Source organism: Salinifilum aidingensis (assembly GCF_054782015.1).
Genome location: NZ_BAAGTH010000005.1, coordinates 210,640 through 226,000, shown reverse-complemented (window position 1 = coordinate 226,000; position 15,361 = coordinate 210,640). Strand labels below are relative to the sequence as shown.

8 protein-coding genes are annotated in these 15,361 nt (G+C 73.0%); 1 reads left to right on the top strand and 7 read right to left on the bottom strand.

The genetic code is table 11. The features are described from left to right. Positions 1-94 precede the first annotated feature (94 nt). From ACYVJE_RS09495 to ACYVJE_RS09485, 3 genes are read right to left on the bottom strand one after another with little or no spacing between them, the layout of a single operon-like run. Positions 95-1,297, bottom strand: coding sequence for an amidohydrolase family protein (locus tag ACYVJE_RS09495; RefSeq protein WP_461144173.1), 1,203 nt, complete (start codon positions 1,295-1,297; stop codon positions 95-97). An 18-nt stretch (positions 1,298-1,315) separates the two neighbouring features. Further along, positions 1,316-1,633, bottom strand: a complete 318-nt coding sequence (locus ACYVJE_RS09490; RefSeq protein ID WP_459157103.1) for a hypothetical protein — start codon at positions 1,631-1,633, stop codon at positions 1,316-1,318. Beyond that, positions 1,620-1,997 carry a Rieske (2Fe-2S) protein gene (locus ACYVJE_RS09485; RefSeq protein WP_459157102.1) on the bottom strand — a complete coding sequence of 126 codons (378 nt, stop codon included), beginning with the start codon at positions 1,995-1,997 and terminating at the stop codon, positions 1,620-1,622. The genes ACYVJE_RS09490 and ACYVJE_RS09485 overlap by 14 nt, the downstream gene beginning before the upstream one ends. A 173-nt stretch (positions 1,998-2,170) precedes the next feature. Between ACYVJE_RS09485 and ACYVJE_RS09480 the strand changes: the two genes are divergently transcribed. Then, entirely contained in the window at positions 2,171-4,744 is a 2,574-nt protein-coding gene (locus ACYVJE_RS09480; protein WP_461144172.1) for a helix-turn-helix transcriptional regulator, read from the top strand. A gap of 285 nt (positions 4,745-5,029) precedes the next feature. Here the strand turns inward: ACYVJE_RS09480 and ACYVJE_RS09475 are convergent, their stop codons facing one another. The 4 genes from ACYVJE_RS09475 to ACYVJE_RS09460 form a co-directional block, all read right to left on the bottom strand. Beyond that, a complete protein-coding gene (locus ACYVJE_RS09475) occupies positions 5,030-8,857 on the bottom strand; it encodes a multifunctional oxoglutarate decarboxylase/oxoglutarate dehydrogenase thiamine pyrophosphate-binding subunit/dihydrolipoyllysine-residue succinyltransferase subunit (protein ID WP_461144219.1) in 3,828 nt (1,275 codons plus the stop codon). Positions 8,858-9,413: 556 nt separating this feature from the next. Then, the gene (locus ACYVJE_RS09470) at positions 9,414-13,238 is read right to left on the bottom strand and encodes an ABC transporter ATP-binding protein (protein ID WP_461144218.1); all 3,825 of its coding nucleotides are present in this window, start codon (positions 13,236-13,238) and stop codon (positions 9,414-9,416) included. A 174-nt stretch (positions 13,239-13,412) separates the two neighbouring features. Then, complete coding sequence (locus ACYVJE_RS09465; RefSeq protein ID WP_461144171.1) at positions 13,413-14,288, bottom strand: ABC transporter permease; 876 nt, start codon at positions 14,286-14,288, stop codon at positions 13,413-13,415. After that, the gene (locus tag ACYVJE_RS09460; protein ID WP_461144170.1) at positions 14,288-15,334 is read right to left on the bottom strand and encodes an ABC transporter ATP-binding protein; all 1,047 of its coding nucleotides are present in this window, start codon (positions 15,332-15,334) and stop codon (positions 14,288-14,290) included. The genes ACYVJE_RS09465 and ACYVJE_RS09460 overlap by 1 nt, the downstream gene beginning before the upstream one ends. Positions 15,335-15,361 lie beyond the last annotated feature (27 nt).

The window sequence follows — 15,361 nt, the reverse complement described above, 5'->3', positions numbered from 1 at the left end:
TTCCCCGGGCCGCTCGGCCCGGTCGTCTCAGCGATGTGCGTGATGCGCACGCAACGCCGGCATGCGCACCGTTCTCCCGGGAGGCTACGCCGGTTCACAGGTTGAAGACCTTGCGCGCGTTCTCCCCGAGGATGTTCTGCTTGCCCCGCTCGGACAGGAACGGGATGCCCATGATCCGGCCCGGCACGTCGAAGTCCCAGTGCGGCCAGTCCGAGGAGTACATGAGCGTGTGCTCGGCGTCCATCGCCTTGAAGGTGCTCTCCAGCAGCGACATGTCGGTGATCTCCATCGGCTGGGAGGTGTAGTACATCTCGCGCATGTAGTCGCTGGGCAGCTTGGTCAGCAGCGGGGCGTCGGACTGGCGCATCAGGTACTGGTGGTCCAGCCGCTGCATCAGGAACGGGATCCAGGCCAGCCCGCTCTCGATCCAGATCGTCTTCAGCTCGGGGAAGCGCTCCGGGATGCCGTTGATGACCCAGTTCGTCAGGTGCGTCATGTTGCAGGTGGCGAACGACAGCGCGTGGGCCGAGAGGAACCGGTTCATCATCGAGGTCATCGAGTCGCCCTGGTTCGGCCCGGCGTGGAAGCCGATCGGCATCCCGCGCCGCTCGAGCTCGGCGTAGACCTTCATGTAGGAGTTCTGGTGCACCCGCACCGAGCGCTGGCTGGTGACCAGGAAGCCGATCACGCCCGGGTGGTCGGCGTACTCCCGGATGGTCTCCAACGAGGCGTCCGGATCGTCGAACGGCAACCCCAGCATCGTCTTGATCCGGCCGTCCGCGGACAGGATCGTCTCGGTGAACCAGCTGTTGTAGGCCTTCATCAGCTGGGTGGCCACCGACTGCTGCGGGTGCAGCCCGACTTCCAGCATCGGCTGCGGGAACACGACCTGGACGTTGATGCTCATCGCGTCCATCGCGCGGCGGACCAGCGTGACGTCCCGGTGCACCTCCTCGTCCGTCACCGGCTCGGCGAGGCTGGCCTGGTGCAGGATCCGGCCGCTGACGTCCTGCTGGGTCAACCCGGGGGGGTGGTTGCTCAGCGCGACGTTGCTCGCGTTCGGCCAGTTCCGCATCATCTGCTGGCCGCTGTCGCGCAGCACCGGGTCCTCGATGCGCTCGATGATCTGCGGCCACGAGTCGAGTTCGACGTGGTGCGAGTCCACGTCGACGATGAAGTAGTCGTCCAGCCCGTACCGCTCGGTGTCCAGGCGGGCGTTGGCCAGGATCTCCCGCGAGTCGGTGCGGGTGGTGATCTCCTGCGTCGCGCGCGGCTGCGCGGTGTTCGCGTCGGTCACGGCTCCTCCTTGCACCGGTCAGCCGGCCGTGCGGCTGCGGGAGAACCACAGCGCGAGGTCGAACGGGTTGAGGTCCTGGGCCTTGAGCAGCGCGGTGGCGAGCACGACCGCTTCGGTGGTGCTCACGCCGTCCTCGAGCGGGGGAGTCGCCTCGTCGGCGTCCTCGTTGGCCGTGGCGTACAGCCGCGTGGCCGCGCTGACGAGCGCGCGCAGGTCCTCCGCCGGGACGTCGGCCACCCCGCCGGTGCGGAGGAGCTCGTCGGCTCCGTCGCGCACCCGGCGGCACAGCTCGCCGAACTCGGACGCCGGCGCGGAGCCGGATTCAGACGGTGACATAAACGCGGCCCTCCTCCTCGGCGACCGGGACGTCGTGCAGGCGGATCTGCTGCTTGCCCGGGTGGCTGCCGGTGGTGACGTCGTACTCGAAGCCGTGCCAGGGGCAGACGATGTGCAGCTCGTCCTCGTCGAAGTCCATGCCCCGGCTGCGCCGCTCGTCGTCGAGCACTTCGCGGACGCGGGAGACGAGCCGCCCCTGGCACACCGGCCCGCCCTGGTGCGGGCACCGGTTCTCGTAGGCGTAGAGAGCTCCCTGGAAGCGGAAGATGCCGATGGTGGTGCCCGCGACGTCGACGACGTAGCGCCCCCCTTCGGGGACGTCCTCGCTGGTGCCCACCGGATACCGCGTCGCTGCGGTGGTCATGTGGCCTCCGGTCTTCGGGTCGTGCGGCAGTCTTCGGGTTGCCGGGCCCAGCGGGCCCGGTCCTCAGTCTGCGTCGCGGGTGAGGCAGGTCGCATCAGTCGGATGACTGGTCACCGCGGCGGTCCCCGCAGATCGCACGGGTGGGCTAACGTGTGCGCCCGGGAGGTCCTGCGATGAGCACCTTCGGTGACGAGATCCGGTACGCCCGGGACGCGCTCGCCGCGCCCGGCGGCGGTTGGCTCGTCGCCGGCGGCAGGGCGGTCGGCAAGACCGCGCTGCTGCGCGACGTGGCCGAGCACGCCCGCACCGCCCGCGGAGCGGAGGTGCTGTGGGCGGCGGGCGGCCCCACCGAGGCGCGCGCGCCCGGCGCGGTGGCCGGCGCCCTGCTCGGCGCTGAGGTGCGCCCCGGGGACCCGGTGCGGCAGCGGCTGGCCGAGCGCGCACCCGTGCTGCTCGTCGTCGACGACGCGCACCGCGTCGACAGCGCCTCGGCGGAGCTGCTGGCGCACCTCGCGCGCGGCGCGCGGGGCCGGCGCGTGTGGGTCGTGCTCGCCGCCGACGCGCGCGCCCGGCTGCCCGCCGGGCTGGCCCGACTGCCGCGCCGCGATCTGTCCGGAGTGGACGAATCCGGGGCCGCGGGGATCGTGCCCGCGGCGAGACCGGCGGTGCGCACCGAGATGCTGCGCCTGGCCCGCGGGAACCCGCTGGTGCTGCGGGAGTTCGCCGCGGAGCTGGGCGAGGCCGAACTCGCCGGGTCCGCGCCGCTGCCCCGGCAGGTCCGGCTCGGCCCGGCCGGGCGCGCCGTGTTCGCCCCCGACTGGGACGTGCTCGACGGGTCCGCGCGCACCTGGTTGCTGCTGCTGGCGCACGGCCCGCCCGAGTACGGCGCGTGCGCGCGGGCGGCGGCGGAGTTCGGGCTGGGACCGGACGAGCTGGCGCCGGCCGAACGCGCCGGCGTGGTGCGCGGGGCCGAATGGGCGGAACCGCTGACCGCCGCCGCGGTGCGCCACGCGGGGACCACCGCCGAGACCGAGCGGGTCTGCAGCGCCCTGGTGCGCGCGCTCGACGCCGACGAGTGGCCGGTCGCCCGCGCCCGCGCCCTGGCGGGGGCGGTGCGCGCGCCGGAGCGGGCGGCGACCGAACTGGCCGCGGCGACCGTGCCGCTGGCGCGCGGCGGCCACCTGCTGGACGCCCACGCCGCGGCGGTGCGCGCGACCGAACTGGCCGCCGAGCGGTCCGACCGCGACCGCTACCGCATCATCGCCGCCGAACTCGCCTGGCTGGCGGGTTACAGCGAGCACGCGCTGCGCCTGCTCGACCGCGCGGAGCCGCGCGGCGCGGACGCGCGCACCTCCGCGGCGGTCATCCGCGCGGTCATCCACGGTTTCCGCGACTCGTGGACCCGCGGTTGGTGGCTGCTCCCCACCGAACCCGACCCGGAGCCGGGCGGGGCGGAGCACGCGTTCCGGCTGCTGGTCACCGTCATCAACGCCGGGTGGAACACGGTGTCGGTGGATTCGCTGCACCGGGCGGTGCGCCGCCTGCGCGGTGCCGTGGAACCCGGGTTCGCCGCTGCCGTCGGCGCGCTGGAGCAGGTGCTCGACGGCAACAGCGCACCGGTGCCGGAGCACAGCGCTGCGCTGCGCGAACTGGCCTGGTGGGCGCGCCCGTCGGATGCGCTGCACCCGAAGTCCTGGCCGCCGCCGCTGCTGCCGATGTTCCTCGGCGAGGAGGAGGACTACGCGCGGTTGTTCTCCGCGCTGCTGGACAGCGAGGCGGTGCTGGGCGCCCCGAGCACGCGGGCGCTGCTGCTGCTGAAGACCGCCGCGGCGGAGCTGGCGCTGGGGCGCTGGGACCGGGCCGCGGAGCACGCGGTCGCCGGCGCCGAGCTGGCCGAGGAGCTCGGCCACCACGCGCTGCGGGCGGATTCGCTGCTGTGCCGGGCGTGGATCGCGGCCGCCCGCGGTGCGGAGGAGCACTGCACCGGACTCGTGGACGCAGCGCTGCGCTGCGGCGAGGACGACGCGAACGTGCGCGAACCCGCCATGGTGCCGTGGGTCCGCGGACTGGCCGCGCTGACGCGGGGGCGTCCCGGTGAGGCCTGCGAGCACCTGCGGTGGGCGGTGCGGGACCCGGCAACGCCGCAGCGGGCGACGCTGCGGCGCCTGGCCACCGCGGACTACGTGGACGCGGCGGTGCGCGCCGGCGCCGGGGACGAGGCCGCGGCGGCCGTGGAGGATTTCGCGGGCTGGGTGGAGCGCGGCGCGGCCGCGTGGGCGCGGCAGGACCTGGCGCTGTGCCGGGCCCTCCTCGCCGGCGATGACGCGGACGAGTGGTACGCCCGGGCCCTGGAGCTGGCCGCGGACAGCGGTCGGGTGCTGTGCACCGGGCGGGTGGAGCTGCGCTACGGGGCGTGGCTGCGCCGCAGGAAGCAGGAGCAGCGGGCCCGCGCGTACCTGCGCGCCGCGGAGGGGCGTTTCGAGCGGCTCGGGGCGGAGGAGTGGCGCCGGGCGGCGCACGCGGAGCTGCGCGCCTCCGGCGAGACGCACCAGTCGGACCCCGGGGCCCCGCTGACCCCGCAGGAGCGGGAGATCGCGCTGCTGGCGGCGGAGGGGATGACGAACCGGCAGATCGCGGCGAAGCTGGCGCTGAGCCCGCGGACCGTGGGCTACCACCTGTACAAGGTCTTCCCGAAGCTCGACATCACCTCGCGGGCGCAGCTGGCGCACGTGCTGGACCGGGACTGAGGGCCCGTTCCTCGACCTCGCGTACCTGCTGCGCGGGGCCAGCGCGGCGCCTCGCAGCGTTGTCGTCGGTTGACGTGGCTCCGCCACGCCGCCCTCCTCCGCCTCGCGAGGCATCCACGCTGAACCCCGCTCGCAACGGAGGAGGTTCAGGAACAGGCTCCGGGGGAGTCCGCGGGGGGAACCGGTCGCCCGACGTGGAACGGGCCGCCGGTCGCGGTGACCGGCGGCCCGTGCGGTCGCATCACCCGCCGCGCAGCGCGGGGCTCGGCGGCGGTGCGGTGCGGGTCAGGCGAAGGCGTTCTGCACGACCTCGGTCTGCTCGACCTCGTGCACCTTCGCCAGACCGGTGGCCGGGGCGGCCATCGGACGCCGCGACACCCGCTGCAGCTTGCCCTGCAGCTCGGGGAACAGCTCCGGCAGGGACAGGCCGAGGAACGGCCACGCACCCTGGTTGGCCGGTTCCTCCTGCACCCAGCGGACCACGTCGGCGTTGGAGTAGCGCTCCAGCATCTTGCCGATCTTGCGGTGCGGCAGCGGGTAGAGCTGCTCCAACCGCACGATCGCCGTGTCGGTGATGCCCTGCTTGTCGCGGTGGGCGGCCAGCTCGTAGTAGAGCTTGCCGGAGCACATCACCACGCGCCGCACCTGCGCGGGGTCCGGCTGCGCCGGGTCGTCCAGCACGGAGGTGAACTTGCCCTCGGTGAAGTCCTCCACCGGGCTCGTCGCCGCCTTCATGCGCAGCATCGACTTCGGCGTGAACACCACCAGCGGCCGGTGGATGCCGTCGAGGGCGTGCCGGCGCAGCAGGTGGAAGTAGTTCGCCGGGGTCGACGGCAGCGCCACGGTCATCGAGCCCTCGGCGCACAGCTGCAGCCACCGCTCGATGCGCGCCGAGCTGTGGTCCGGGCCCTGGCCCTCGTGGCCGTGCGGCAGCAGCAGCACCACGTCGGAGCGCTGCCCCCACTTGGCCTCACCGGAGGAGACGAACTCGTCGATGATGGGCTGCGCACCGTTGAAGAAGTCGCCGAACTGCGCCTCCCAGGCCACCAGGGCGTTCGGGTGGGCCACGGAGTAGCCGTACTCGAAGCCGACGGCGGCGAACTCGGACAGCGCCGAGTCGTAGGCGAGGAACTTCGCCTGGTCGGCGGAGAGGTTCTGCAGCGGCGTGTACTCCTCACCGCTCTTGCGGTCGATGAGCACCGAGTGCCGCTGGCCGAACGTGCCGCGCCGCGAGTCCTGGCCGGCCAGCCGCACCGGGCGGCCCTCCACGGCCAGCGAGCCGAACGCGAGCAGCTCGCCGAAGGCCCAGTCGATGCCGCCCTCGCGGCCCATCTTGGAGCGGCGCTCCAGCACGGGCTTCACGCGCGGGTGCGGGGTGAAGCCCGCGGGCAGCTCGGTCTGCGAGTCGGAGATGTGCTCCAGCGTCTCCCGGGAGATCGCCGTGGACAGCCCCGTGGGCACCTGCTGCTCGGACTCCACCGAGGGGCTCGGTTCCGGCGGCTGCTTCTCCAGCTCGCGCACCTCGTTGAACACGTGCTCCAGCTGGCTGGCGTAGTCCTTCAGCGCGGTCTCGGCCTCGTCCACGGTGATGTCGCCGCGGCCGATGAGCGACTCGGTGTAGACCTTGCGGACGCTGCGCATCTGGTCGATCGCGTCGTACATCCGCGGTTGGGTCATCGACGGGTCGTCGCCCTCGTTGTGGCCGCGGCGGCGGTAGCAGACCATGTCGATGACGACGTCCTTGCCGAACGCGCGGCGGTACTCCACGGCCAGCCGGGCGACCCAGACGCAGGCCTCCGGATCGTCGCCGTTGACGTGGAACACCGGCGCGCCGATCGTCTTGGCCACGTCGGTGCAGTACTTGCTCGACCGGCCGTACTCCGGCGCGGTGGTGTAGCCGACCTGGTTGTTGACGATGACGTGCATGGTGCCGCCGGTGCGGTACCCGCGCAGCTTCGACAGGTTCAGCGTCTCGGCGACCACGCCCTGGCCGGCGAACGAGGCGTCGCCGTGCAGCAGGACCGGCAGGACGGTGAAGCCGTCGTTGCCCTTGTCGAGGATGTCCTGCTTGGCGCGGACGATGCCCTCGAGCACCGGGTTGACCGCCTCGAGGTGCGAGGGGTTGGAGGTCAGCGAGACCTTCGTCTCGCCGTCGCCGAACATGCGGAAGTACTTGCCCTCGGCGCCGAGGTGGTACTTCACGTCACCCGAGCCGTGCGCCTGGCCGGGGTCGAGGTTGCCCTCGAACTCGCGGAAGATCTGCGAGATCGGCTTGCCGACGATGTTGGCGAGCACGTTCAGCCGCCCGCGGTGCGGCATGCCGACGACGACCTCGTCCAGCTCGTGCTCGGCCGAGGCGTCGAGCACCGAGTCCAGCAGCGGGACGACGGTCTCCGCGCCCTCGAGGGAGAAGCGCTTCTGCCCGACGTACTTCGTCTGCAGGAACGTCTCGAACGCCTCGGCGGCGTTGAGCTTGGACAGGATGTACTTCTGCTCGCTCTGGTCCGGCTTGTGGTGGGGCTTCTCCACCCGCTGCTGGATCCACTCCCGCTCGTCCGGCTCGAGGATGTGCATGTACTCCACGCCGACCGAGCGGCAGTAGGAGTCGCGCAGCACACCGAGCACGTCCCGCAGCTTCATGTACTCCTGACCGGCGAAACCGCCGACCGCGAACTCGCGGTCGAGGTCCCACAGGGTCAGGTCGTGCGAGAGGACGTCGAGGTCCTCGTGCCGCCGCTGGCGGTAGTTGAGCGGGTCGATGTCGGCCATGAGGTGGCCGCGGGTGCGGTAGGCGTCGATGAGCTCCAGCACCCGCGCGGTCTTGTCGACCGCGCCCTCGGGGATGTCCTGGGTCCAGCGCACCGGCTCGTACGGGATGCGCAGCGAGGCGAAGACCTCGTCGTAGAACCCGTCCTCGCCGAGGAGCAGTTCGTGCATCTTGCGCAGGAACTCGCCGGACTCGGCGCCCTGGATGACCCGGTGGTCGTAGGTGGAGGTCAGCGTGACGATCTTGCTGATCCCCATGTCGATGAGGGTCTTCTCGCTGGCGCCCTGGAACTCGGCCGGGTAGTCCATCGCGCCCACGCCGATGATGGCGCTCTGCCCCTTGGTCAGCCGCGGCACCGAGTGGTTCGTGCCGGACGGGCCCGGGTTCGTCAGCGAGATCGTCGTGCCGGCGAAGTCCTCGGCGGTGAGCTGGTTGTTCCGGGCCTTGCGGATGATGTCCTCGTAGGCCTGCCAGAACTGCTGGAAGCTCATCTCCTCGCAGCCCTTGATGGAGGCCACGACGAGGTTGCGCGAGCCGTCCTTGCCGGGCATGTCGATCGCCAGGCCCAGGTTGACGTGCTCGGGGGTGATCGCGGCGGGCTTGCCCTTGGCGTCCTCGCCGTAGTGGCGGTTCATGTTCGGGAAGTCCCGCAGCGCGCGCACCAGCGCGTAGCCGATCAGGTGCGTGAACGAGACCTTGCCGCCCTTGTTGCGCTTGAGGTGGTTGTTGATGACGATCCGGTTGTCGAACAGGAGCTTCGCCGGAACCGCCCGCACGCTGGTCGCGGTGGGCACGGTCAGCGACTGGTCCATGTTCTTGGCGATCGCGGCGGCCGGACCGCGCAGGGTTTGCACATCTTCGCCGGCCGGGGCCTCCTTCACCGGTGCGGCCTTGGCCGCCTCGGTGGGCGAGGGCTTCGCCGCGGACTGGGACGCCGCGGGCTGGGATGTCGCGGACTGGGACGCCGCGGGCTGGGATGTCGCGGACTGGGACGCCGCGGACTGGGAGGGGGATGCGGATTCGCTCGACGCCGCGGACGGGGCGGTCCGGGCCGACTGGTCGGCGGGCTTGCGGCCGTCGGTCGACGTGCCCGTCGAGCCGGTGCTGCCGGCCGCACCGGAGTCGGCCGGACCGGAGGTCGTCGACGTCGAGGGAACCTGACCGTTCGTCCCCGTGCTGGCGGCGGTCGCTGTCGCGGTCTGCGCGCTTTGCTGCGTTGCCGAAGCGCTGGCCGCGGCTTGGCCGGCGGATTTCTCGGTGGATGCTTGGCCCGGCTTGTAGTCAGCGAAGAACTCGTGCCACGCAGAGTCTACGGAGGCGGGATCGCGGAGGTACTGCTCGTACATCTCCTCGATCAACCACTCATTGGGGCCGAACTGTGACGCAGGGCTGCTGCTGGACACGGCTGGCGTTCGCCTCGATCCATATGCTCGGGATTGACAGACACTCACGTACCAGGCTAACGGTCCGATCCGGGTGCGTGTCACACCGCGGCCACCGGGGCCGGGTGGTGCCGACGGAATCGTTCAGGAAACGGGACGTGTCGGGTTGCGCCGTTCTCCGCCTCGCGGAGCCGCGACGGGGAGCCGTCTGCTGTGCGAATCCTGCGCATGACCTCGATCACGTCGGCTGCTGGTACGCGCTGGTGCCCGATTATCGGCCATTCTGGGGGAGGGGTTTCAACAGCGCACCGGTGTGAGCCGGGCCTCCGCTCGGGTGAGGGGCGCACATGCCCGCCGGAATCGGTCCAGCACCCGTTCGGAGTACTGCTTCCGCCTCGGACGTGCCGGCGCGCCGGGACCCGCAGCGAGGCGACGCCGGAGGTTCCTCCCAGCCACCCCCATCCACCCGCCCTCAACAGCCGATCCGCGGGATCCCGAGTCCCGGCTGCCGAGTCCCCGGCTACGCGATGTGGGACTCGTCCGCGGCCTCCTCGCCGGCTCCGGCGGTGTCGCTGCCGGAGGAGCGCCACAGCTGCGCGTACCGCCCCCGCCGCCGCAGCAGCTGCTCGTGCGTGCCCTGCTCGGCGATCCGGCCGCCGGCGACCACGACGATGCGGTCCGCCCGCGCCGCCGTGGCCAGCCGGTGCGCCACCAGGAACGTCGTGCGCCGCTGCGTCACGCGCCTGCTCGCGTCGGTCACCAGCGCCTCCGTGGCCGGGTCCAGCGCGGCCGTGGCCTCGTCCAGCAGCAGCACGTCGGGTTCCACGAGCTCGGCCCGGGCCAGCGCCACCAGCTGCCGCTGGCCCGCCGAGAGCTCCCTGCCGCGCTCCCCGGTCCGCTGGCGGAAGCCGCGCCGCAGCTGCGCGATGCCGGGCAGCGCGCCCACGTCGCGAGCGGCGCCCTCGATCCGCGCGGCGGGTGCGCCGGGCCGCCCGTAGGCGATGTTGTCGGCGACCTCCCCGGAGAACAGGTGCCCCTCCTGCGGCACGATCGCCGTCCTCCGGTGGAAGGCGTCCGGGTCGTAGCGCCGCACGTCCACCCCGTCGGCGAGCACCGCGCCCGCGGTAGGGTCGTAGAAGCGGGCGAGCAGCTTGATCAGCGTGGACTTGCCCGCACCGGTGGCCCCCACGAACGCCACCGTCTCGCCGGGGGAGACGTGCAGCGACACCTCGCGCAGCGCCTCCTCCGAGCTGCCCGGGTAGCGGAAGGACACCCCGCGCAGCTCGATCTCGCCGCGCAACTGCTCCGGCACGGGCACCGGGTCCCGCGGCCGCGGGACGGACGTCGGGGTGCGCAGCAGCTCGCCGATGCGCCGCAGGCCCACGCTCGCCTGCTGGTACTGGTCGAACACGCCGGACAGCTGCTGGATCGGGGAGAAGAACTGGGTCAGGTACAGCATGAACGCCACGAGCACCCCGGCCGTCATCTCGCCCGCGGCCACCCGCGTCGCGCCCACGCCGAGCACGACCGCCTGGGCCACCTCGGACAGGAACGCCACGAACGGGAAGTACGTGGCGATGTAGCGCTGCGCCCGCAGGCGGGAGCGGCGGTAGGCGTCGCTGCGCCGCGAGAACTGCCTGGCCGAGTGCTTCTCCCGGCCGTGCGACTGGGCGACCCGCAGCCCGGCCACGTTCTCCTGCATGTCCGCGTTGACCGTGCTCACCCGCTCGCGGGCCTCCGCGTAGGCCACCGAGGACAGCCGGCGGAAGATCACCGTGGCCACCACCAGCACCGGCAGCACCGCCATGGCCACCAGCGCCAGCTCCAGGTTCGTGACCAGCAGCGCGACCGCGATGCCCACCAGCGTGAACAGGCTGACCACCGCCGTGGCCAGACCGGTCTGCAGGAACGTCGACAGCGCGTCGACGTCGGTGGTCATCCGCGTCATGATCCGCCCGCCGAGCTCCCGCTCGTAGTAGTCGAGCCCGAGCCGCTGCAGGTGGGCGAAGCTGCGCAGCCGCAACGTGTACAGCAGGGTCTCCCCGGCGCGCGAGGCCGCGACCGTCTGCAGCTTGACGAACAGCCAGCCCGCCGCCACGAGCACCGCCCCGATCGCGGTGACCAGCCACACCACGTCCGCGTTGCCGCTGGTGACCCCGTCGTCGATGCCCACGCGCACCAGCGAGGGCAGCGCCACCGCTGTCAGCGCGTCGGCGGCGACGAGCAGCACGGTCAGCAGCAGCCCCCACCGGACCAGGCGCAGCGTGCGGCTCAGGCGGAAGTGCGGGTCGGGGGCCGTCGGGTCGGCACCGGGCAGCCGCGGCTCGTCGGTGGCCGCGGGCAGGCGGCGCAGCCCCCGCTCCAGCTCCTCGGTGGAGTGCCCGTCCGCCCCCGGCGCGCCGTGCCCGGAGGAGCCCCCGGCCCCGGCCGCACCCGCGGCCCGGACGGCCTCGACGGTCTCGTCCGGTTCCGGTTCCGGCCACAACCGCGGCGTCGTCCCGTCCGGCCCCGGCTCGTCGAGGCCCGCGGCGTCCTGGTCGTGGCGCGCGTCGAGCGCGCCGTGCGGGGAGGCGAGCAGCGAGCGGAACAGCGAGCACCGCTGCTGGAGCTCCTCCTGCGTGCCCACGTCGACGACGCGGCCCGCGTCGAGCACGGCGATCCGGTCGGCGAGGGCCAGCGTGGACCGGCGGTGCGCCACGAGCAGCGTCGCCCGCGTGCGCATGACCGAGCGCAGCGTGCTGTGGATGGCCGCTTCCGTCGTCGGGTCGACCGCCGAGGTGGCGTCGTCGAGCATGAGCACGCGCGGGTCGGACAGCAGCGCGCGGGCCAGGGCCACGCGCTGGCGCTGCCCGCCCGAGAGGGTGTGCCCGCGTTCGCCGACGACCGTGTCGTAGCCCTCGGGCAGGGCGCTGATGAACTCGTGCGCCTCGGCGGCCTCGGCCGCGGCGCGGACCTCGGCGTCGGTGGCCTCCGGCCGCCCGTAGGCGATGTTGCCGCGCACCGAGTCCGAGAACAGGAACGCCTCCTCGAACACCACGCCCACCGCCGAGCGCAGCGAGGCCAGGCGCAGGTCGCGCAGATCGCGGTCGCCCTCGCCGGGCGGGCCGAGGCGCAGCGCGCCACCGTGCGGGTCGTAGAAGCGGGGGAGCAGCAGCGAGACGGTGGACTTGCCGGAGCCCGCAGGCCCCACCAGCGCCAGGGTCTCGCCGGGGCGCACCCGCAGCGACACGTCGCGCAGCACCGGCTGGTCGCGGGTGTAGCCGAAGGTGACGCCGTCGAGCCGGACCTCGAGCGGTCCGTCCGGCAGGTCGACCGCGCCGGGTCGGTCGGTGACCTCCGGCTGCGAGTCGATGATCTCGTGGATGCGCTCCACGCCCGCCCGGGCCAGCTGGGTCTGGATGATGATGCTGGACAGCATCCGCGCGGGTCCGGCCAGCATCGACACGTAGCCGGCGAAGGCGACGAACGTGCCCAGGCTGACCTGTCCCTGCAGCGCCATCCAGCCGCCGAGGCCGAGCACGCCGATCTGCCCGGCCGAGGGAAGCGCGGACAGGCTCGCCGCGGGCAGGGACGTCATGCGCGCGGCCCGCAGCCGCTCGGCGAACAGCCGCCGGGCGCGGGACTCCAGCGCCCGGACTTCGCGGGCCTGCTGCCCGAAGCCCTTGACCACGCGGACGCCGGTGACGTTCTCCTCGACCTGCTGGGCGATCTCGGCGGCGCGCTGCTGCGCCGACCAGGTCGCGGGGAACAGCGTCTTCTTGCTGCGGGCGGAGACCACGGCGATCAGCGGCGCCACGATCAGCGAGACCACGGTCAGCAGCGGTGACAGCCACAGCATGGCCCCGAGGGCGATGACGCCGAGCACCAGCGAGCCCAGCGCCATCGGCAGCATGGACAGCAGCGCGTTGATCAGCTGCAGGTCGCTGATGGACCGGGACACGACCTGGCCGGTGCGCATCGCGTCCTGCTTGCCGCCGTCGAGGCGCTGCACCGCGCCGAACACGGCGCGGCGCAGGTCGTGCTGCACGTCGAGGGCGAGCCGGCCCGCGCTGTAGCGGCGGACGAAGGCCGCGCCGAAGCGGAACAGCCCCAGGCCGAGCAGCGCGCCGACGATCCAGGGCAGGCTCCCGGTGGAGCCGCGGACGGCTTCGTCCACGGCGCGCTTGGTCAGCAGCGGGACGAGGGCTTCCAGCCCGACCGCGGTGCCCGCCGCGCCCAGCGCGAGCACCAGCGCCGCGGGGTGGCGCCAGCAGGCGGCGGACAACCGGCGGATCCAGCCCCCCGCCGCCCGGCGCGGGGAAGCGGGTCCGCCGGACTCGTCCTGCGTGGTGTTCGTCGCCTCGATCTGCGCCGTGCCGGAATCCTTCACCTCGCCAGGTTAGGCCGCTTCGCCGACATCGGCGGCCGGCCCGCCGCGGCGGTGTGAGCTCGCCGACCGCGCGCAGCGGCACGGGGGTGCCGCTGGTCCGGGCAGCTGGGCCGCGGAAGCGGTGCGCGGGGAGGAAGAGGCAAACGCTTTTCAGAGGACGTCGCGGCGGCGGCTGGCGGCCCAGCCGAGCAGGACGATCGCCGCGGTGTAGGCGGCGAAGGTCAGCAGGCTCGCCCACCACGGGTGCCCGCTGCTGCCGCCGGCGAACAGGTGCAGCGTTTCGACGACCCCCGGCGGCACGGAGCCCCGCGCGGGTCCGGGGAGCTCCGCGGTTCCGGAGAGCTCCGCGAGGAAGATCGGCACGGCGATGTTGCCCACCACGCCGCCCGCCGCGGAGGCGGGCAGGTACGCGCTGATCGCGTTCGCCGTGACGTTGCCGGAGCTCGTCAGGAACGAGGCCAGCATGGACTCCACCGGGAACCGGTACAGCAGGAGGACGAAGATCGAGGCCACGGAGTTGGCGATCAGCGCGCCGAGGCCGACGCCGAGCAGCGTCCACAGGATCATCACCAGCACGCCCGCCCCGCCGACGGTGAACCAGTCGAGCGGGCGGCCGAAGCCCTCCAGGCCCGCGCCGACCAGCGCGCCGATGCTGGAGCACAGGACGTTGACCAGCCCGTAGACCAGACCTGCGCCCGCGTAGACGAGCAGTTTGGCGCCGAGGACGGCGCCGCGCGGGTTGCCGGTGAGGAACGTGGTGGTGATGCTGCGGTTCCAGTGCTCACCGGAGACGGCCATCGCGCCGAACAGGGCGGCGAAGATCGTGCTGAAGTTCGTCGCCATGGACACCGTCAGCAGCCCGAGCGGCAGCGTCCCCCCGAACGCCTGCTCCAGCTCGTTGAGCGTGCCGAGGGCCGTGCCGAGCCAGCCCGCGAGGAAGCTGAGCACCGCCACCGGGACGAGCAGCGCCCACCACAGGTGCGTGGTGGCGATCTTGCGGATTTCGGCGCGGACGAGCCCGCCCATCACGCGTTACCTCCGATACCGGGACCGTGCGGGAACTGGCCGGACGGGGGCGGTCCGGGAGGTCCCCACGCCCCGGCTCCTCCCTGCGGTGGCTGCCCTCCGTGCGGGGGCGGCCCGTGCGCACCTCCCGGCGGTTGGTCCCCCGCGTACTGGCCGCTGGTGAGCTGGAAGAACAGCTGCTCCAGGTCCACCTGCTCGGTGGCGGCCTCGTGCAGCGCGACTCCGGCGCCCAGGGCGATCTCGGCGATGGTGCGGGAGTCCGCGCCGGTCACGGCGATCCGCCCGTCGGGCAGCTGCTCCTGGCCCAGGCCGTGCTCGGCCAGCGCGGTGACGAGCGCGGCCGGGTCGGAGGCGCGCACGAGCGCGCGGGTGCGCTGCGCGGCGCGCAGCTGGTCGAGGTGCCCGTCGTAGACGCACTGGCCGCGGCTGATGATGACCACGTGGTCCACGGTGTGCTCCATCTCGCGGAGCAGGTGGCTGGAGGCGAGCACGGTGCGGCCGCTGGCGGCGAACGTGCGCAGGAAGTTCCGCAGCCACGCGATGCCCTCGGGGTCGAGGCCGTTGGCGGGCTCGTCGAGCACGAGGATCTGCGGGTCGCCGAGCAGTGCGGTGGCCAGCGCCAGCCGCTGCCGCATGCCGAGGGAGAAGCTTCCGGCCTTGCGCCGGGCGGCGCTGCTGAGCCCGACGAGGTGCAGCGCGTGCCGGGCCTGCTCGTCCGGGACGCCCATGGCGGCGGCGTAGCAGCGCAGGTGGTCGAGCGCGGTGCGCCCGGGGTGGAAGCTCTGCGCGTCGAGCACCGCGCCGACGACCGAGGCGGGCCGCGGCAGCCGGTGGAAGGGCAGCCCGTTCACGGTTGCGGTACCCCCGGTCGGGTTGACCAGGCCGAGGATCATGCGCAGCGTCGTGGTCTTGCCGGAGCCGTTCGGCCCGAGGAAGCCGGTCACGAGGCCGGGGCGGACGGCGAAGCTCAGGTCGTGCACCGCGTGGATCGGACCGAAGCTCTTCGTGAGTCCCTGCACCACGATCCGGCCGCTGTTGTCGTGCACACGCCCCTCCTTGTCCGGACCGGCCCG